This window comes from Methanobrevibacter sp., from assembly GCF_015062985.1.
Taxonomy (GTDB): domain Archaea; phylum Methanobacteriota; class Methanobacteria; order Methanobacteriales; family Methanobacteriaceae; genus Methanocatella.
This window is the reverse complement of sequence record NZ_SUTI01000014.1, coordinates 1-19,030: the sequence shown is the minus strand read 5'-3', so window position 1 is coordinate 19,030 and position 19,030 is coordinate 1. Positions and strand designations below refer to the sequence as shown.

Below are 19,030 nucleotides of genomic sequence, written 5' to 3'. Positions count from 1 at the left end.
ATGGAGATCGCATATTTCTTAGGTTGTATTATGAACAACCGTTATCCTGGTGTTGAAAAAGCTACCAGAAAATTATTTGAAGCATTAGATATTGAATTAAAAGACATGGAAGGAGCATCATGTTGTCCTGCTCCTGGTGTATTCGGTTCTTTTGATGAAGAAACCTGGGCTACCATTGCAGCTCGTAACTTAACTCTTGCTGAAGACTTAGGTGCTGACATCATGACTGAATGTAACGGATGTTTCGGTTCATTATTCGAATGTAACCACATGTTAAAAGAAGATGAAGAGAAAAAAGCTGAAATCAATGCTAACTTAGCTGAAATCGGAAGAGAATACAAAGGTACTATTGAAGTAAAACACTTCGCTCAAATCTTAAGAGACGATGTCGGTTACGAAAAATTAGCTTCATTAATTGAAAAACCTTTAGACTTAAATGTTGCTGTTCACTACGGTTGCCACTTCTTAAAACCAACCAAAACTATTGGTATTGAAGAAAATGCTGAAGACCCATCCATCTTAGATGATCTTGTAGAAATTACTGGTGCTAAATCAGTTGACTACAAAGACAAAATGATGTGTTGTGGTGCTGGTGGAGGTTTAAGATCCAGAGATTTAGATGTAACTACTAGTTTCACTAAAGAAAAACTCGACCACATGACCGCTGCTGGTGTAGATGCAATTGTTAACGTATGCCCATTCTGTCACTTACAATTTGACCAAGGTCAAACTGAAGTAAACGAAAGATACGGAACTGACTTTGCACTTCCTGTATTCCACTTAGCTCAATTATACGGATTAGCTATGGGATTATCAGCTGAAGAATTAACCTTCGATGCTCAAAAAATTGATGCAACCCCTGCTATCAAAAAAGCATTAGGTGAATAAATTTAAGGATTTTCAATCCTTTCTTTTTTATTTTTTAGGCATTGAAAACACAATTCGGTATTAGTTATCATTTTTGATAACTATTTTTTTACGACAATTTTTTTTGTTTCATATAATACGAATAATTTGTAATCATATTTATATATTATTAATTTAATAAAATAACTTATAATATATAAGAGGTGTAATTATGTTTGTAGCAACATTAGATGGAATATTTAAATATTCTGACCTTCCAGAAGAATATGAACCTTATGTTCAATTTAAAGCAACTATTGATAAAAGAGAACTCAAAGCTAGTGATGAAATAGCTATTTTAAACATAGCTGGTACTTCAACTCACCATGTTTTGTTCTTAGATTCATATGAAAGTACTGATGAAATCGAGCATGAATTAAAAGAAGCTGACGCTAAAATAAATCATACTACTTTAAAAATTATAGGTGGACATTTATGAGTTTGCCATCTGAACAGAATTGGTTAGTTCTAAACCATCTTATTGCAGATTTAAATAAGAAAGGATATAAACTCCCTAATGGAATTAACCCGGAGATGGGTTTAATCAGGTCTTCAATTAGTTCTTATAAAAGAGATCCATCCCATCCCGATTTGATTAATGGACTGGCAAATGCTGAAATGTCTTTAAATAATATTCAAGCAACTCTTTTAGTTATAGCTGAAGAGGAAGGCGAAGAGTACGCGGACTATTGGCTTGATTTATTAAAAAAGGTAATGCAAGGGGAAGAAGTATTCGAATTTGCAAATTCCAAGTCAAGATTCCTCGCCAATACTCCTCCAGGATTAACTACTGGTAGGATTAATTTAAGAGTGCCTCTTGCTGAAGAAAGAGTTCAGGAAATTGCAGAATGGAACGGTTTAATCATTGAATTTGATGATGACGTTACTGTTCAATTACATGGTGATAAGGAAGATCTACAAGCAGGTTTAAAAGAAATGGGATCTTTCTTTTTAGAAGATTAAGGTGATTTTATGACTAAAATTTTAGCTATTAGTGATGTGCATGGTGAAGAAAACGAAAATTTATATGCTTATTTAAATAACAATGATATTGATTTAGTCTTAATTCTCGGAGATATTACAGATTTTGGTCCTTTAGACTTTGTTGAAACATTTATCAATAAAGTAGCTGACTGTAATGTTGATGTAATAGCTATTCCGGGAAATTGTGATCCTAATGGAATTTGTAATGCCATTAATGATGTAGCGTTCTGTCTACACAATAATATTGTTGCTTATGGTGACGCTATATTATTCGGATTTGGAGGTTCCAATCCTACTCCATTCGATACTCCTGGTGAAATGGATGATGATAAAATTTATAGGGCAGTTTATGATTTATTAGCTAATTATGATTATGTATATAATGCTGATGTTCCTAAAGTAAGAATTTTAGTTACTCATGCTCCACCTTTCAATACTGATGCTGATAGAGTCTCAAACGGTGAACATGTAGGAAGCCCTGGAATTTTAAAATCTATACATGAATTTGAACCGGAAATCAACCTTTGTGGTCATATTCATGAAGCAAAATCACTTGGTAAAATTGGTAAAACTACAGATGTGGCAAATCCAGGTATGCTTAAAGATAATGGTGCTGTTTTAATTGACATTCAAGATGGCTCCAATTATGATATAAGTATTATTTCATTAAATGAATAATCATTCATTTAATCTTTTTTTCTTTTAAAAATAAATAACAAATTTTATTAAACATTAATTTTAAATACAAATATGCTTTTTAGGGGGATATCATGATTTGGGTTACTGGTAATGTTGATGGTGAAAAATACAGAGAGCCTTTTTCTAAAGGAATTATGTCTCGTTCACTAAATGTTGCATATATCGGGTCTAAAAGAGCATATGAGTTAGCTAGTGACATAGAAGATGAATTGATTAATAAAAATATTGAGGAAATCTCCAGTCGTGATTTGGCTGATGTTGTTTTACATCATTTGGAGAATGTTGATTCAAGCATTGCAATAAAATATAAAAATTGGAGGTCCCTTAGACTTTCCAAAAAGCCATTAATCATTTTAATTGGTGGGGCTTCAGGAGTAGGCACATCATCCATGGCATTTGAACTTGCTAACCGGCTCAGATTGAAAAATCTCATTAGTACAGACATGATTCGTGAAGTAATGCGCAAAATTGTCTCTAAAGAGTTGAGTCCGGTCATACATAAGTCCAGTTTTGATGCCCATGAAAGCATTAGAACTCCGTCATTAAGGGAGGATCCAATTATTGAAGGATTTATCAGTCATGTTGATGTAGTTAATGTAGGTATTGAAGCCATTATCGAAAGATCAGCAAAAGAGGGAATAAGTACAATTATCGAAGGAGTTCATGTTGTTCCGGGGTTTATCAGAAAAGACTTGATGGAGAACAATAATATTATAGTTTTCACATTGACTGTTGATGATGAAGAATCCCATAAGCAAAGGTTTTATTCAAGATGCAGGCAACCTTGGGTAAAAAGACCGCTTGAGAGATATATGGATAATTTTGAAGCTATAAGAAAAACCCAAAAATTTTTAGTTGAACAGGCTAAAATTAATGATGCTCGCATAATTAATAATGTAGACATAACTGAAACAATAGATATCATGGTAAGTGATATTCTAGAAAAATTCGGAGGCATAGATAATGTTAAACAAGAAAGTGAAAGAGATAATGACAACTGATGTCATAACAGCAACTTCAGATATTGATGTGGTATGCGCATTTGAAAAATTGATGAAACATAAAATCAGTTCCCTTCCAGTAGTTGACGACGATAAACTTGTTGGAATAATAACTGCAACTGATGTGGGTCACAATTTAATTTTGGATAAATATGAACTAGGTACATCTGTAAAAGAGATAATGATTCAACCTGTTGTAACTGTTTCTCCTGAGGATACTCTTGAAGATGCAATTAATGTAATGAAAGAAGGTGTTTCTTCTTTAGGTATCTTAAATCAACTTCCTGTTGTTGAAAATGAGAAATTAGTTGGTATAATCTCTGATGGAGATATTATTCAAGAGCTATTCCAATTTAATTAATTTTTTACCTATTTTTTTTATTATACTCTTTTTTAAATCGGTTACTGTAAAAATTTCTTTTCCTAGAAAATAATAATATTTACTTTTAATTTTTATTACTGTAATTGCTTTCAGTTCTAGTAAGTGAGTTATTGATAACATTTATATAATATTAAATCTATAAATTAATACTGGCTAGACTGGAGGGTTAGGGGTCCTCTGTAAGCACACACCCCCTTTGGTGCAGTCGAAGTTCAAAAGGCGGCTTTTTAAGAGAATGTAAGCCTAGAAGAAACAACATAGAAACCTCGTCCTGCAGGATTGGTGGTGATGAAATTTTTACTGGAGGGTAAAAATAAGTCATCTTCGATATAGGAACGGGTCAGGCCCGGAAGGGAGCAGCTTTACTATTAACATTTCAATGCTTGTAGAATCCCGGGGTGGAGTTGAGTTTTTTAGATCACTTATATTTTTGAGATTAGTCCACTTTTGAACATGCCATTTAAGTAAATAATTAAGTTTATAAATAAGTTTTTACATATAATTTATTATCTTGTTTTTATATTTGTCGGGATGGCCCAGCCTGGTACGGCGTCGGACTGCTAATCCGATGGTCATATGACCTCCGGGGTTCAAATCCCCGTCCCGGCGCTTTGTTTTTTTTTTATTCATCTATTTCTTGGTCATGGTCATAGTCTAATCCAAGCGGACATGCATGAACGGTAGCTGATTTGATAATAGGTATTTTTTTCATAAGGTTGTTCTGCACTACATGAATAATCTTATGCGCGTCATCAACTGTCATATCTCCATTAACTTGAATGTGTAGTGTTACAGTCGCATAAGCCCCCATATAATCCACTTTAATGTTGTGAGCATTGTGGGCTCCTTTAGTATTATTAGCTATTCTTTCGATTCTTCTAATCAAGTCTTCTGATGGAACTTTACCCATGATATTATCGATATTCTCTTTTCCAATTTCAAAAGCGGTTTTCAAAATCAGCAATCCGATTATTAATCCTACAATAGGATCAAGTATTGGATATCCCATATTTGAAGCCACTACTCCAACTAAAACGGCTATTGATGAGAAAATATCTGTCTTTTGGTGTTGGCCATCTGCAACAATTGCAGGGCTGTTGATTTCTTTCCCGATTTGGATAATGTAGCTGCTGATTCCATAATTGATGAATATTCCAAATATGGCCATTATCGCCGCATAAATGTCTGGTATTGTGATAAGTGCCGGGTTAATAATCTTTTCTATTGCACCGGTCATTATTTCATAAGCAACCATAGTTAAGAACAGCACTATAACTAATCCGCTGATTGCTTCTGCTCGCCCATGACCTAGAGGATGCTCTTCATCAGCAGGCTTTTGACCTATCTTAAATCCGGCAAATGCAATAATTGAAGTTGTGACATCAGATAATGTATGCGCTCCTTCAGAAACCAATGCATAACTTCCGGACATCACTCCAACTATAACGTTTAAGACAGTTAAGATGCAATTTGCAACGATGGCTACAAGTGATGCTTTTTTCCCGCCATCATACCTATAATTATCCATTAACCACACGCTCTTCTAAAATATCCATTGCTTTTTCAATGTTTTCATAAGAATTTGCATATGACATGCGCACATGTCCTTTGCCGTTTGATCCAAATGCAACTCCCGGAACAGTTATCACTCCGGCTTCGGCAGCTTTCATTACAAAGTTTTCATCCTCAATTTTTGGAAATACGTAAAATGCACCTTCAGCATTCACTGTTTCATATCCCATTTCATTCAAGCGACTTACAATTAAATCACGTCTTTTCTGGAATTCTCCCACCATTTTATTAACTTCATCTTGAGGGCCGGTTAATGCTTCGTATGCTCCCCTTTGTGCGGTTGTTGTTGCACAGGCGATGTTATATTGATGAATCTTAAGCAATTCCTCAATGTTATTTTCATTTGCAGTCAAATAGCCTATTCTTAGGCCAGTCATTGCATATGTTTTTGAAAATCCGTTCAGGGTGATTACATTGTCACTGTATTTCGCTGGGGAATAATGTTTTTTGTCATAAATGATTTTTTCGTATATCTCATCAGATATTATTAGGAAGTTTTTATCCATTGATAAATCAGCTATTGCCTTTATGTCTTCTTTTTCCATAACTGCCCCTGTCGGATTTGAAGGTGAATTTAAAATAATCGCTTTTGTTTTATCGGTTATCTTTTCTTCAACATCCTCTGCCTTTAATTTAAATTCATTTTCCATTTTACAGTCTACAGGAACTATTTTCCCGTCGGCCAATTTTATGCAGGCTTCATATGAAAGGAAACTTGGATTTGGAAGGAGGACTTCATCTCCCTTTTCAACAAATGCCTGAGCGCATAGGAATAATCCTTCGCTTGCTCCAACAGTAACTATAACATCTTCAGGAGTGGTGTTAATTCCATTTTCATTTTTAAATTTTTTAACAATCTCTTCCCTTAATTCAATGTATCCTTTATTTGGAGTATAATGAGTATCATTCTCATCGATTGATTTTTTCATAGCTTCCTTAATGTTTTCAGGAACATCAAAATCAGGTTCGCCAATCCCTAAGTTTATTGCATCAGGGTTTGTCACTTCAAACATTTTTCTAATTAATGATAATTCGATTGATTTTGTTCTGCTTGCTGGATTTATCATAAATTTTACCTCTCTAATATTATTATATAATTATTATAGTAAATTTATTTTTTTCTAGAAATTATTTTTCACAGGCACCGCAATTATAGCACGGTTGTGTTTCACACCATGGTGTTTGTTTCAAATTTCTCAGTCGTTTGTTTTCTATTTTTAAAAATCTTTTATTTACACCAACATCAATATTGTCCCAGGGCAATTCATCATCGATTGTGTATTTTGGCATTACTTCTTTCCATTCCTTTAATGTTGGTTGTTTTATTAAGGATTTTTCAATAATTGCACCAATGCCTCTATTTCCACAAGACAATATATATTGAATCATTCCTTTTTTAGGACTTTCACACTTAATGTTATATCCCTTCATTTCCTTCTTAATATATCTGGTTTTATTTTTTATATCCTTAAAATCATAGGGTTCCCATTGTAGTGGTGTGTGAGGTTTCGGAATAAGGGGATTTATGCTAAATTTTACATTTTTAATGTTATAATGCATATCAGCTATCTTTTTCATGTAGCTGCATAACTCTTCAATGTCATCTGAAGTTTCTCCTGGAATGCCAATTAAGAAATATAACTTGATCTTAAAATCCAATTCAACAGCATTTTTTATTACTGTAAAAATTTGCTCTTCCAGTATCTCCTTATTTATCACTTTTCTCAATCGGTCAATGGATTCGGGTGCAATAGTGATTGTCTTAAGGCCACTTCTTTTGAGAGTTTCTAAATTTTCTTTGGTTATTGATTCAATTCTAAGTGAAGGTGTTGAAATTTGAAAACCTTCTTTTTCCAAACCGTCAATCAATTTATCAAGATTATGGTAATCTGAAACTGCAGCACCTATCAGTGTAATTTTGTTCAGGCCTGTATTTTCACGATTTTTTATCGCGACATCAATCAACTTCTTATAGTCTGCCTGTCTCATGGGTCTGTAAAGATAACTTGACATGCAGAATCTGCATCCTCTTGTGCATCCTCTTGAAACATTCAGCATTATTGTATTGTTGAATATGCTTTGATAGTTTTCATCATCGCTTTTGCTCATGATTGGCTGGGTGATATGGTAGGCATCATTCATATCCTCCACAATATTTATTTTTGTCATGTTGTCATACTCTGGAATGTAGATGCCGGGCAATGCTAAAAACTTCTCCAGATTCCTATCATCTGATTCGAGATAGATGTCTAGAAATTCATTGATTATGTTTTCACCTTCGCCGATTATGAAAATGTCTATATAATCAGATAGTGGCATAGGGTTTGCTGTTGCACACGGTCCACCTGCAATAATCAGCGGATCATCTTTTGTCCGGTCTTTTCTTTTCAGAGGGATTTCTGAATTTTTCAGCATTTCCAGTACGTTAAAATAGTCTTCTTCAAATTGAAGAGAAAAGCTTAATATGTCAAAATATTTGCTTGGAGTATTTGATTCCAAGGATTTTGTATCTGGAAAAATTATTCTTTCACATAGGGTATTGTCCCTTTCGTTAATTTGATTATAAAGTATATTGTATCCTAAAGATGACATTGCAGTTCTATAAATGTTCGGATAAGCCAATCCGAATTTAATATCCATTTTTTTATGGTTTTTTTTAAAAATATTTTTTTCATATAACATGCAATCAACTTTTTTCGGTTTTTTAATCATTTTTCATTTTTCAATATACTGCCTTTATTTTTAATGTAATTGTTTCAAATTAATTAATTTTTTCTAAACAAAATAATATTTAATCAATTTGCACTGTTAAATATGAATTTCCATTGATTTTGAAGATAAATGTTTCTTGGATTAAAATTTTATTTTTTATGAGATTGTTTTTTATCTAATTTAAATTCAAGCTATTTGAGCTTGTATCATTTAATTTCAATATAATTTTTCTTTTATTTTCAATTTATATATGTTTTAAAGTTATTTTACTTGATTTATTGCATTTTAAATCGTTTTTTTAATATTAAAGTTTTAAAAACATTTATATAAGATAAAATTATATATCTTTATCCACTCATTATGAATTACTATAATTTTTAGTATATATCATATTTTCGTATAAATTTTCGTAATGAGAACCAAGAGGTGGAAAAATTTCGATAAAAAATAGAGCTTTATTTATTTCTGTTGTGCTATTAATTTTTTGTTTAATGGGGGCAGCAAGCGCAGTAGATTTAAGTGAAGTTTCAAATACAGAAGATTCAAATTTAATATCTGATAATGCTAGTTCATTATTGGATGAAACTAAATTAGAAGTTTCTAGTGAGGATTCTATCTCAGAGACTATAAATGTTAATTCTCATGATGATGATTTGGTTAGTAATTCCGCAGCAGACTCTTTAAAAGTCGGCGCTGAGAATTCTTACGGGCAAGTCCAATCTTCCAATACTACTGTAGGCTCTGATAAAATTATTGATGCTTCAAGCGGTAATGATGTTTTATCCGCTTCAAATGGCAATGATAGTTTTCTTGCAGCTACTGCAAAAGTATCAACAAAGTTAACTGTATCTGACACTCATTATGGCAAGTCAAATACTTATTTTAAAGTAACTTTGAAAGATGATAGTGGTAAAGCTATTAAAAATGAAAAAATCTCTTTCATTATTAAAGGAAAAACTTATTCTGCGGTAACTAATAGTAACGGTATTGCTTTAGTGAAAACTATTGCTCTTCCGATTGGAACTTATAGTTTTGCAGTAAAATATGCGGGCAGTTCCAAATATAAAAACGCATACCTTTCAGATAAAGTAAAAGTTTTATCATCTGTCACTGGAAGTGATGTTAAGAAATACTATGGATATGTATCCGTGTATTCTGTAAAATATTGGAAAAATAATGAAGCATTAGCAAATACAACAGTTAAATTGACTGTTCATGGCGTAACTTATACAAAAACTACTGATGCAAAAGGTTATGCTTATTTAAATGTTAATTTAGCACCTGGTACTTATGATATTACAACAACCAACCCTTATTCTATGGAAAAATCATCCAATAAGGTTATATCTAAAAAAGATGGATCTGTTCTTGAACATAAGGACAGCACCTATTTAGTACCAAATAAAAAATATACATACTCTGTTGTCTTAAAATCTAAACATAACACCATACTTCAAGGAAAAACTGTTTACTTTACTTTTAACAATAAACAGGTAGCAGTTAAAACTGATGCTGATGGAAGAGCAACATTTACAGTTCCTGTTCTTTCTAAAGGAACCTATACCATTAGCTTTAAATATAACGGAGACCATCTGTTCGGTGGAACTTCTTCCTCTGCTAAAATATATGTTCAAGATCCAACAAGTAAGGTGCAATCTTCAGATGTAAAATTAACTTGGGGCGACAAAGGTAAGTATTCTGTTACAGTTAAAGACAAGAACGGTAAAGTTGTTCCTAGCGTACTTGTTAAGTTCACACTCAATGGAAAAACTTACTCTGAAAAGACAAACTCAAAAGGTGTTGCAACTTTAACCTTACCAACCTTAAAACCTGGTCAATCTACTGTTAGTTATCAAGTTTCAGGTAATGGTAATCAGTATTACAATACTGGTTCTAACAAGATAACTGTCAGCAAACAAACTGCACAATTGTCTGCTGGTAATTTAATCATGGAGTATAAAGACGGTTCTTCTTATAAGGTTACCGCAAAATACAGTAATGGAAAACCTCTTAAAGGAGTATCTGTCAAGTTCACAATTCATGGTGTGACATATACCAAACAAACTGATGACAAAGGTGTTGCAACATTCAATATTGGTTTGGTGGTCGGATATTATCCTACTACAGCTGTTCTTGATAATAAACTTTACCAGTCCAGTACTGTAAGCAAATATGTTATAGTTAATGGAACTAAATTTGTAGGTAAAGATCTTACTGTAACTGCTGGAAAGAGTGCTACTTATTCAGTTAAATTATTAGATTATAAAGAGAATCCGATGAAAAATACTAATGTTGTATTTACTCTCGATGGAAAAACCTATAATGCAAAAACAGATTCTAGCGGTATTGCTAAACTCAATTTGGGCGTGCTATCTAAAGGTGACCATACAATCAAATATGCAAATGGCAAATTTAGTGGTACATCTAAGATTCATGTTTTAAATACAGTTACACTTAGTCAAATTATTAGTGCATCCAAAACTGTAAAAAGCTATATTGAAAAGAATCATAAATTGCCAACTTCCGTAACAGTGGGATCTACTACTGTGACCACTGCACAATATGTATACTTGGCTTCTAAAGCAATTGTTAATTTAAAAGCCGGTAAAACTAGTGCTATTTCTATTGAAGAGGTAGCAAATCCTAAAAAACCTGATACTGCATATTCCGCAGGTAATTTATACGATTATCTTTCTGTTGCTAAAAGCGTCATCAAAACTATAGATTCAACTGGTGTAATGCCTAATTCTGCATCATCTGACCTTGGAACTGTAGGTTACAATGCTTTGACTTATGCATTTGCTCGTGTTGTAGCATTTTATGGAACAGAAGATGTCATGCCTAACTATGTGGTTATCAAATCACTTAGCGGGGACAGTTCATCTGCTACCGGTACTACAAACACAATTACTAATTTAGCACCATATCTTGCGGCAACTACTAACTGTCAAGTTACCAATGCCAAAATTAAAGAATTGGCCGCTAAATTAACAAAAGGTTTAACCAGTGATTACGATAAGGCTAAAGCCATTTACAATTATGTAAGGGATTACATATCATATAGTTTCTACTATGATACCAAACATGGTGCAGTAGGTACCTTGAATGCCAAATCAGGAAATTGTGTGGATCAAGCACATTTATCCATAGCATTGTATAGGGCTGCAAAACTCCCTGCAAGATATGTTCACGGAACATGTAGATTCAGCAGTGGAAGTACTTACGGTCATGTATGGGCTCAAGTATTGGTAAACAATAAATGGGTAGTAAGTGATACAACAAGTTCTAGAAACTCATTTGGAAATATAGTTAATTGGAATACAAATTCTTATAGTCTTCACGGCTATTATTCAAGTCTTTCATTCTAATTAATTTTTTCTTTATTTTTTTTTTAAATTTTAATTAATTATTTATATTTTCTCTTTTTTTCATAGCTAATCATTTATAATAGTTTTGATAAATCATTTATTAGAAATTATTAGGACAATATTATGAATTCTAAGAAATATGATAAGGTTGCTGTTGGAGGAACTTTTGATAAGTTTCATGATGGGCATAAGAAATTGCTGGAAACTGCTTTTAATATCGGCAATAAAATAGAAATAGGCGTAACTTCTGATGAATTTGGAGGTTTAAAAGGCGATATTGATTCCTGTCAAGAAAGAATGGATAATTTAAAGTCTTTTTTCGCCGACAAATCAGATTTTGAAGTCATTCCGTTAAACGACCCTTATGGGACTACTATTTATGACAGTGATTTTGAAGCTATTGTCGTTAGTGAAGAGACTGAGCCCACTGCAATCGAGATAAACAAGATTAGGGTTTCTAAGGGTATGGATCCTTTAGATATTGTTGTCGTTAGTTTTGTATTGGCATATGATGGTACTCCAATATCTTCAACACGAATTAGGCGTGGTGAAATCAATCAAAGGGGAATGTCATTAAATCTTGAAAAATAGAAACTTTTTTTTTTATTCATCAATTGGAAAATAGAGAGTTTTGGCCCCCTATTTTCATATTTTGTTTATAAGATGTTCCTTTTCCATTTTTAATAGGTTTTGAATATTTTTTTGTGTTTTTTCAGTTATATCTGAGATATAACTTCCTACAAGAAGCACTACAACAATTATTCCTCCAACAATGAGGATTAGCTCAGCGCTTCCCTGTCCTTTATTGTCAAGTTTCATTCTAAACATGGGTCCTGTTGTCGAGTATGGTGTTTCTGACATCTATGATGTCGTCCTTTGCTTTTAAACTAACATCGCTTGTTTCCATATATGATCTGTAGATGGTCAATGCTAGCAATGCTATAACTAATACTCCGCCAAATAGTAAAATGTATTCAGCGGCGCCCTGACCTGAATTTTCGTTGATAATCTTTTTAATATCTTTCATGATTTTCACCAATTATACTTCTAGATTTTTTGATATATTAATATTACTATTCTATAAAAAAGTATTACTGTAATTTTTTTTCTACTAAATATCGTGTTTTTTTCCATTAAGTTTATAAATAGTAAGTTAAATAATATATAGTAGTTAAATAAGAGTGATTATAAATTTATGAGGGTGAAATCGTGGGAAATACAATAAAATTAGTTTCAGGTTTTATTTTATTTGTAGTAGGTGTTCTCATTGCATATGAGACAAGTGTTTATAACTTATTGGATCTTCTTTTAATAGTCGGTTTAATCATTTCAATTGTTGGTGTTATTCTAATTGTTAGTTATTTCGTCGATTCTAATGCAGATAAGACTACTAGTTTACTTAAAGAGATTTTAGAGTCTGGTGAAATTAATGCGCCATCATTTAAAGGTTTTGAAAGGAAAGAGAATACTTCAAAAGGTCCTTTAAAAGTCCGTAGGGATTTTAATGATTATAAAGATGATTTGGAATATGAAGACTTAGTACTTGAAGATTTAGGTGGTGTCGATTCCGATGATTATTACAGGGAATCATATGAAGATAACCCTAAAGCAGTTTTAAATGTTGTTCGAAGGGAAGAAAGTGATTTCGATTTTGATAAACAGTTAACTTTCACCCCTAATTATGGTAAACCATTAAAAGTTACTAGGTCCCCTAAAAAACGTAGAACAGAGTATATTGTTGAGGAAATCCCTCCTTTTGTTATTGAAAATGACAAAACCGATGATATTCAACGTGCTTTACAAGATGATACAAATGTTGTTGAAGAAATCATTCCTGTTCACAATGAAGTAACTCCAGATGTTGCTGAAAACAGAGATATCAGGATTGATATCAATAATCCCGAAAGTTTACCCGTTCCAAAATCACTTAGAAGTTATGTAATTGCTGATGGCAATTTAATTTCTTCTCAAGAAGCTTTTGATCAATTGGCAACAGGTGTTAATAAAGAGATTATGCTTGAAATTCCTTCATTGAGTACTTTATCAGATAAATTCTTATCTCAAGTTCCTACAATTTATTCTAGAGTAATCATTGATGAATTTGATGTTTCTGATATGTCTTACATGTTTTTAGTCTCTTCTCTTTTAAGGCAAGGAGTTCACATTAAAACAGTTCCTAAAGTTCATACTGTTAATTTAATCACTGATGATACACATGCCATGATTATTTCAGAAGGTGAAAACGATTTGGAATACGGTGCAGTATATAATGACAGGACCTCTATTTCAAATATCAGAGCTGACTTTGAAAGAACATGGAATATCGCATCTAATTTAGATGATAATATTCTCATGGGTGTTTCCGGAGGAGTTGCTTAAATGGAAATAAGATGGCTTGGTCATTCTGCATTTGAAATTATCAGTGATGATGATGTTAAAATATTAATTGACCCTTTTATCAGCAATAACCCTGCATGTCAGGTTCCTGTTGAAGAATTAAATCCTGACATTATTTTGCTCACCCATGGTCATTCAGACCATTTTGGGGATGCATTGGAAATTTCAAATAGTACTAATGCTCCTATAGCATGTATCCATGAGATTTCACTCTTCTTAGCTAAACAGGGAATTAGGAACATTAGTGTTAATATTGGAGGGTCTTTTATTTTTAGAAATATTAAATTCACTATGCTTGAGGCGAAACATTCTTCTGACATTGATATGGTGGAAGAAATAGTTCCTGGTGGAATTGCAGCAAGTTTCCTAATTACTTTTGAAGACGGAACAAAAATATTCCATGCAGGAGATACGGGATTATTTGGGGACATGAAAGATATTATAGGTTCAATCTACAAGCCTGATGTGGCAATGGTTCCTATCGGTGATAAGTTTACTATGGGTCCTTTTGAGGCAGCGTTGGCTTCAATGTGGTTAAATCCAAAAGTAGTCATACCTATGCATTACAATACATTTCCACCTATTGAACAGGATCCTGCAATTTTCGCCAATTTTGTCAGTCAGTTTAATCCGAACATTGATGTTGTAGTGATGAATCCTGACGAGTATTTTGAATATAATCCTGAAAATTATCAGGATTAATTTTTTTCATATTTTTTTCTTTGATGATATTCTTCATCGATGTCGCATTTCCCAGACGGCAATACCCTTATAATGTCATCAAGAGTTAATAGATCATCTTCATTTATTTTATTTAATATTTTTTTGGCTATCGCTTCTTTTTTTGTAAAACCAGGTTTCAATACGACAAAATTATCGCAGTGTGCTTCAAGAGCATCAATTGGACCAATCATTATTCTTTTTCCTTCATAATCAACAATTCCAATAGCCAATTTTACGCGAGCACCCCTTATGAAGTTACGATGCCCTCTTATAACGAATGATCCTTTGGCTAAAAATTCCCCTGCTTCAGGTGTTTTGGAAACCTGGTCGGGATGAACCCAAAATACGTCTTGGGATGTGAAACCCATTGACCAAGCAGATGAAAATGAAGCTGCAAACTCCCCGGATTCTTTTAGGATATTGTCATTTAATTTTTGGCCATTTAATTTTACTGCAGTAGAACTTGCACCATGTATATCTGCATGTAAATAAATATCATTTGGCTCTAAATATTTTTTCACAATGTTTTCGTTACTGTTTGCATCTCGGCCTCCAACAACCAAAACGTTGTCTGATGTTATGAACCATCTCAATTTTTCATACCATTTGAGACTCTTCTTTTCACGTTTTTTAGGTATTGAAACGCGTTCCATGGCAACATCCTTTTTGGCTTTGATGTCTTCGAGTTGTTTTTTGGTATTTTCTATTGCAATCAATGCGCCTTTTGTTTTTCTTTTAGCCTTTTTAGCTTTTTCATAATAGACTTCAGCATTTTCAGGTATTGTTAATTTAGGATCGATAACCAATGTGGTGGAATCTATGTTTAAAGTTAAAACGCCCATTTTATCAATGGATTCAAAAATTTGGGCTTCTTCCATACCTTCCTTTTTCGCGTCTTTCAATATTTTTCCAATTTCCTTAAAAGAATAGTCCTTTCCTCTTGCTGTGTTTACAACATTAACTATGTTTTCTATGGTAGTGTAATTAGAATAGATTACTTCTCCTTTATGTTGCCCATCTTCAATTGTTTTTGCAAAATTATCGAGGGTTTCTTGTTGTAAACGCAATCTTTTTTCAAATTTATTTACTTTCTTATTCCAGGCAGCCTCTTTTATATCTTTTATGTTTGTATTAACTTTCTTGGAGTAGAACTCATCGCATGCTTCATTAAAGTTTTCGTAATATGTCTTTTCGAAATCAGCATAACTTATCAAATCAAGCGCCACAACGTCCTCTTTGGAAGAATTTTTCACAATTTGAGGTTTGACGTTGCCTTCTTTCAGGTCATTAAACAGTTCCTTGAGGCTGCTGTAAATTCCGGATATCTGGTCATCGCTTAGTTGGGAAGTTGGGGTGTTCTTATCCAAATCAATCTTTTCATTTGTTCTGAAAATGATTTCTTCGGCATATAAACTTCCAAGACCATTCATTGCAAGAGTTCTTACTATATCGCTGTCTGTTTCATTAAATAAGCTTTTAAGTTCCTCTTCAGTAACGTTAATTGGATTAATTCCTCTTTCTTCAGGAAATGCATATTCTTTTTTAGAGCTTATGTCTCTATCGGACATTCTTTTTCTTTTTAAAGGTAAAATGATGTTATTCTCATCATCTAATAAGATTATGTTTCCCTTGTCAAATAATTCGACTATTATGGTGTAATATTTGTCTTTTTTAACTTTAATCTCGACAACCCTGTCAAAGTTATGCTGCTTGATACTTTCCACGTGAGCTCCCTTAATCCTTTTTCTCAGCAGCATCGGAAAAGTAGGGGGAGTGATAGGATTTTCAAGTGGATATTGGCTTGTATGTATTCTGGATCCGCATTGCATTACCAAATCTATTCTGCCGGTTCCCGGAACATGGAATCTCATAACTACAATATCCTTTGTAGGTTGGAATGATTTATCAACTCTAGCGCCACTTAACAATCTATTTAATTCATCACTTATTGCATAAATGTCTACATTAGACATGGATTTCATTATCAAACACCTTTTTTCAATACCTTAATATATTATAACTAACTAAAATTATATTAATATATTTAATTTTATGGAGGATATCAATGGACACAACTATTAAAGTTACAAGTATTCATATTGTTGCAGCACTTGTCGCTGCTTTTTTATCAACTGGTTTAACCAAAGGGTGGTTTGGATTTAAAAATGATATATTCGCATTCTTTATTGCAGTAATTATCTTATATTTCATCGGTCAAATCGCTCAAAAGATGGCTGGTGATGAAATTTCTGGATTTTCCCAATGGTTATGGGATGGAATTTCACCATTCTTCTTTACATGGGTTATTGCATATACATTATTTGTAATGTATTTATAGTCCCCCAAAGAATAACCATATAAATACTATTAACAATGCAGTAATTAATAAAACTGGAGCTATAATCTTACTCACAGCAACAACGGAGCTTATTGTTGAAATCAATTCTGTTGAATTTTTTGGTCCGAAGGTGTTGAGATTTTTAATTTTTTCAGTTCCAGTTCCAACTTCTACTTTTTCTAAATCTTTAATCGCTTCTGTGATACTTAATCTAACGTATTCAATAATTTCGGGCCTTTTTACAATTCCAATTGGATTATATCCCCTTGAAATTGTATTGACAGTGTGAGTGTCAGTTGTCATGACTTCTATTTCATCAATATCCAGATCGCTTACAGCATCAATTATTTCCTGTCTGAATCCAATTTCCATATTATTTGAATCAAAAAGAACATATGCGGTTCTTTGGTTGTCCACTTCAATAATCATTGTTTTAATACCGCTTTCACCAACTCCATCATGTTTGTCAAGTGTTTCCATGTTGTCTTCAAAGCAGCCCACTTTAATGTCATATTTGCTTTGGTCGGGATTTATGGTATCAATAACATCGATTAACTGGAATACTTCTGAATTTCCGGGAAGCACTTCTCCGCTTTCCGGAGAAAATGAATTGTGACAATCAACAATTATGGAATCTTCAACGTTACATCTGCTTCTGCTTTGAGCCATCATTGTAAGACCCACACCGAATTCTATGTCATCCACAGCTTCAGGAGCAAATGTTGAGAGAATAACCATTCCCTTATTGAAGAATTGAACACCAATATTCGCCTTTTCGGAATTGTACCTTACAAAACGGCTTGCATCTGTTGAATATTCTATTCTTTCCAAACCTCTTTTTACGGATTGTTCAACTTTATCAATTTCAGAAACGGCAATTGGATTGAAATCATGAGTGGATGGGCCATGAGCAACCATCGTGAAATGATCAAATTTATTTGCAAGCAAAGTCGGCATATTTGAACCTCCAAGATCACCTAACGGTCCGGGATGCACTGAAGGTGAAATGAACAACGCCTTTATTCCATTTTCAGTCTTGAAACTGATGAATGTAACGATGGTATCAATTGCCTCGCTCATGTTTTCAAATAGGCCTTCAAGGGAATTTGAACCTTCATTCATGTGTGCAATAAATAAACTCAATAAGTCTAAAACTCCAATCCCCAGATTTTTACTGAAAGGGGATGCAATGATTTTAATGAATGCATAAATCGCCATTACGAATATTACTGCAGCAACTATAGCTTTGAATGTAATTTGAAGAATTGTAGATCCGATAAAACTTGTATCTATAAATAAGAATTTTATAAGTGTGTACATTGCCAATATGAGTGCAGGCTGGATTAAACCGGCAGTTGCGGCTATTGAAAATCTTACTTTTGATGTTGCCCAGAAAACCAATGTATTGAATCCATAGATTATCACACAGCCGAATAGCATTGAATTTAAGAAGAGGTCACTATGAATTATTTGGGAGATTACACCCCCCATGATTATTATAATTCCCAATATTGTCATTGAAAGTGCAGATAAAAACATGGAATGTTTTATTTTTAAGTTGATTCCATGAAGAACGCTAATGACTTGCTGATTTAGGGCTCCGCTCATTATTGAAGTAATTCCAAAGACGGTTAATCCATATAATCCACCATAAAAGCAATCCTGTAAAAATCCAATACCGGGCGTTAAATCAATTAAAAAAATAGCAGCTCCTAATAAAAAACTGATTAAAGCCATTCCTATTATGGAATATTTAGTTCCAGGCAATGTTTTAATATATTTTGACAAACCGGCAACGCTACTCATACTTGACATGTAATTTTATCCTACACTTTTTTAATTCTGTCCGACACTTTTCGTATCAAATGCTCATATAAAAGTTGGTCATAACAAATATATTAAATTTGTCAAAATGGGACAATGACCCGGTTGAGCAAAGGACATTTTA

Annotated in this window: 18 protein-coding genes, 1 tRNA gene and 1 other RNA gene; 13 read left to right on the top strand and 7 right to left on the bottom strand. The window is 33.1% G+C overall.

Features of this window, described 5'->3' with window-relative positions; all coding sequences use genetic code 11:
• The 8 genes from hdrB to E7Z77_RS07090 all read left to right on the top strand — a co-directional run bounded on the left by hdrB (position 1) and on the right by E7Z77_RS07090 (position 4,581).
• Entirely contained in the window at positions 1–888 is an 888-nt protein-coding gene (gene hdrB / locus E7Z77_RS07125) for a CoB--CoM heterodisulfide reductase subunit B (protein ID WP_292752051.1), read from the top strand.
• A gap of 190 nt (positions 889–1,078) precedes the next feature.
• Positions 1,079–1,345 carry a DUF749 domain-containing protein gene (locus E7Z77_RS07120; protein ID WP_292752048.1) on the top strand — a complete coding sequence of 89 codons (267 nt, stop codon included), beginning with the start codon at positions 1,079–1,081 and terminating at the stop codon, positions 1,343–1,345.
• Complete coding sequence (locus tag E7Z77_RS07115) at positions 1,342–1,869, top strand: DUF2096 domain-containing protein (RefSeq protein ID WP_292752046.1); 528 nt, start codon at positions 1,342–1,344, stop codon at positions 1,867–1,869. The genes E7Z77_RS07120 and E7Z77_RS07115 overlap by 4 nt, the downstream gene beginning before the upstream one ends.
• 9 nt (positions 1,870–1,878) lie before the next feature.
• Positions 1,879–2,568, top strand: coding sequence for a metallophosphoesterase (locus E7Z77_RS07110; protein WP_292752043.1), 690 nt, complete (start codon positions 1,879–1,881; stop codon positions 2,566–2,568).
• Positions 2,569–2,660: 92 nt separating this feature from the next.
• Complete coding sequence (locus E7Z77_RS07105) at positions 2,661–3,590, top strand: 2-phosphoglycerate kinase (protein ID WP_292752040.1); 930 nt, start codon at positions 2,661–2,663, stop codon at positions 3,588–3,590.
• A complete protein-coding gene (locus tag E7Z77_RS07100) occupies positions 3,550–3,951 on the top strand; it encodes a CBS domain-containing protein (protein ID WP_292752148.1) in 402 nt (133 codons plus the stop codon). Before E7Z77_RS07105 ends, E7Z77_RS07100 begins: the two co-directional genes overlap by 41 nt.
• Before the next feature lie 167 nt (positions 3,952–4,118).
• Positions 4,119–4,435: signal recognition particle sRNA (gene ffs / locus E7Z77_RS07095), an RNA gene on the top strand.
• Between the two features lie 62 nt (positions 4,436–4,497).
• A tRNA-Ser gene (locus E7Z77_RS07090) sits at positions 4,498–4,581 on the top strand.
• 13 nt (positions 4,582–4,594) lie between these two features.
• Here the strand turns inward: E7Z77_RS07090 and E7Z77_RS07085 are convergent.
• From E7Z77_RS07085 to E7Z77_RS07075, 3 genes are all read right to left on the bottom strand, one after another.
• Entirely contained in the window at positions 4,595–5,500 is a 906-nt protein-coding gene (locus tag E7Z77_RS07085) for a cation diffusion facilitator family transporter (protein WP_292752037.1), read from the bottom strand.
• Complete coding sequence (locus E7Z77_RS07080; RefSeq protein ID WP_292752034.1) at positions 5,493–6,611, bottom strand: pyridoxal phosphate-dependent aminotransferase; 1,119 nt, start codon at positions 6,609–6,611, stop codon at positions 5,493–5,495. The genes E7Z77_RS07085 and E7Z77_RS07080 overlap by 8 nt, the downstream gene beginning before the upstream one ends.
• 61 nt (positions 6,612–6,672) lie before the next feature.
• On the bottom strand, positions 6,673–8,226 hold the full coding sequence (locus E7Z77_RS07075) for a radical SAM protein (RefSeq protein WP_292752031.1): 1,554 nt from the start codon (positions 8,224–8,226) through the stop codon (positions 6,673–6,675).
• A gap of 521 nt (positions 8,227–8,747) precedes the next feature.
• On the opposite strand from E7Z77_RS07075, the gene E7Z77_RS07070 reads away from it, so the two are divergent.
• Positions 8,748–11,624, top strand: a complete 2,877-nt coding sequence (locus E7Z77_RS07070) for an Ig-like domain-containing protein (RefSeq protein ID WP_292752028.1) — start codon at positions 8,748–8,750, stop codon at positions 11,622–11,624.
• A gap of 123 nt (positions 11,625–11,747) precedes the next feature.
• On the top strand, positions 11,748–12,215 hold the full coding sequence (locus E7Z77_RS07065; protein WP_292752026.1) for a phosphopantetheine adenylyltransferase: 468 nt from the start codon (positions 11,748–11,750) through the stop codon (positions 12,213–12,215).
• A 54-nt stretch (positions 12,216–12,269) separates the two neighbouring features.
• Here the strand turns inward: E7Z77_RS07065 and E7Z77_RS07060 are convergent, their stop codons facing one another.
• Together E7Z77_RS07060 and E7Z77_RS07055 are read right to left on the bottom strand one after the other, a co-directional pair.
• Entirely contained in the window at positions 12,270–12,443 is a 174-nt protein-coding gene (locus E7Z77_RS07060; protein WP_292752023.1) for a class III signal peptide-containing protein, read from the bottom strand.
• 1 nt (position 12,444) lies between these two features.
• Positions 12,445–12,651 (bottom strand): class III signal peptide-containing protein, encoded by a 207-nt coding sequence (locus E7Z77_RS07055; RefSeq protein ID WP_292752020.1) that lies wholly within the window; start codon positions 12,649–12,651, stop codon positions 12,445–12,447.
• Positions 12,652–12,833: 182 nt separating this feature from the next.
• Between E7Z77_RS07055 and E7Z77_RS07050 the strand changes: the two genes are divergently transcribed.
• Positions 12,834–14,003 (top strand): hypothetical protein, encoded by a 1,170-nt coding sequence (locus E7Z77_RS07050; RefSeq protein ID WP_292752017.1) that lies wholly within the window; start codon positions 12,834–12,836, stop codon positions 14,001–14,003.
• Positions 14,004–14,723 carry a metal-dependent hydrolase gene (locus E7Z77_RS07045; protein WP_292752015.1) on the top strand — a complete coding sequence of 240 codons (720 nt, stop codon included), beginning with the start codon at positions 14,004–14,006 and terminating at the stop codon, positions 14,721–14,723. It abuts the gene before it with no gap.
• On the opposite strand, the gene rqcH is transcribed toward E7Z77_RS07045, so the two are convergent.
• Entirely contained in the window at positions 14,720–16,726 is a 2,007-nt protein-coding gene (rqcH, locus tag E7Z77_RS07040) for a ribosome rescue protein RqcH (RefSeq protein ID WP_292752012.1), read from the bottom strand. The two genes, E7Z77_RS07045 and rqcH, sit on opposite strands and share 4 nt — an antisense overlap.
• A gap of 83 nt (positions 16,727–16,809) precedes the next feature.
• Between rqcH and E7Z77_RS07035 the strand changes: the two genes are divergently transcribed.
• Entirely contained in the window at positions 16,810–17,082 is a 273-nt protein-coding gene (locus tag E7Z77_RS07035) for a hypothetical protein (protein WP_292752010.1), read from the top strand.
• Here E7Z77_RS07035 and E7Z77_RS07030 read toward each other — a convergent pair.
• Positions 17,077–18,897, bottom strand: coding sequence for a DUF2070 family protein (locus E7Z77_RS07030; protein ID WP_292752007.1), 1,821 nt, complete (start codon positions 18,895–18,897; stop codon positions 17,077–17,079). The two genes, E7Z77_RS07035 and E7Z77_RS07030, sit on opposite strands and share 6 nt — an antisense overlap.
• Positions 18,898–19,030: the final 133 nt, after the last annotated feature.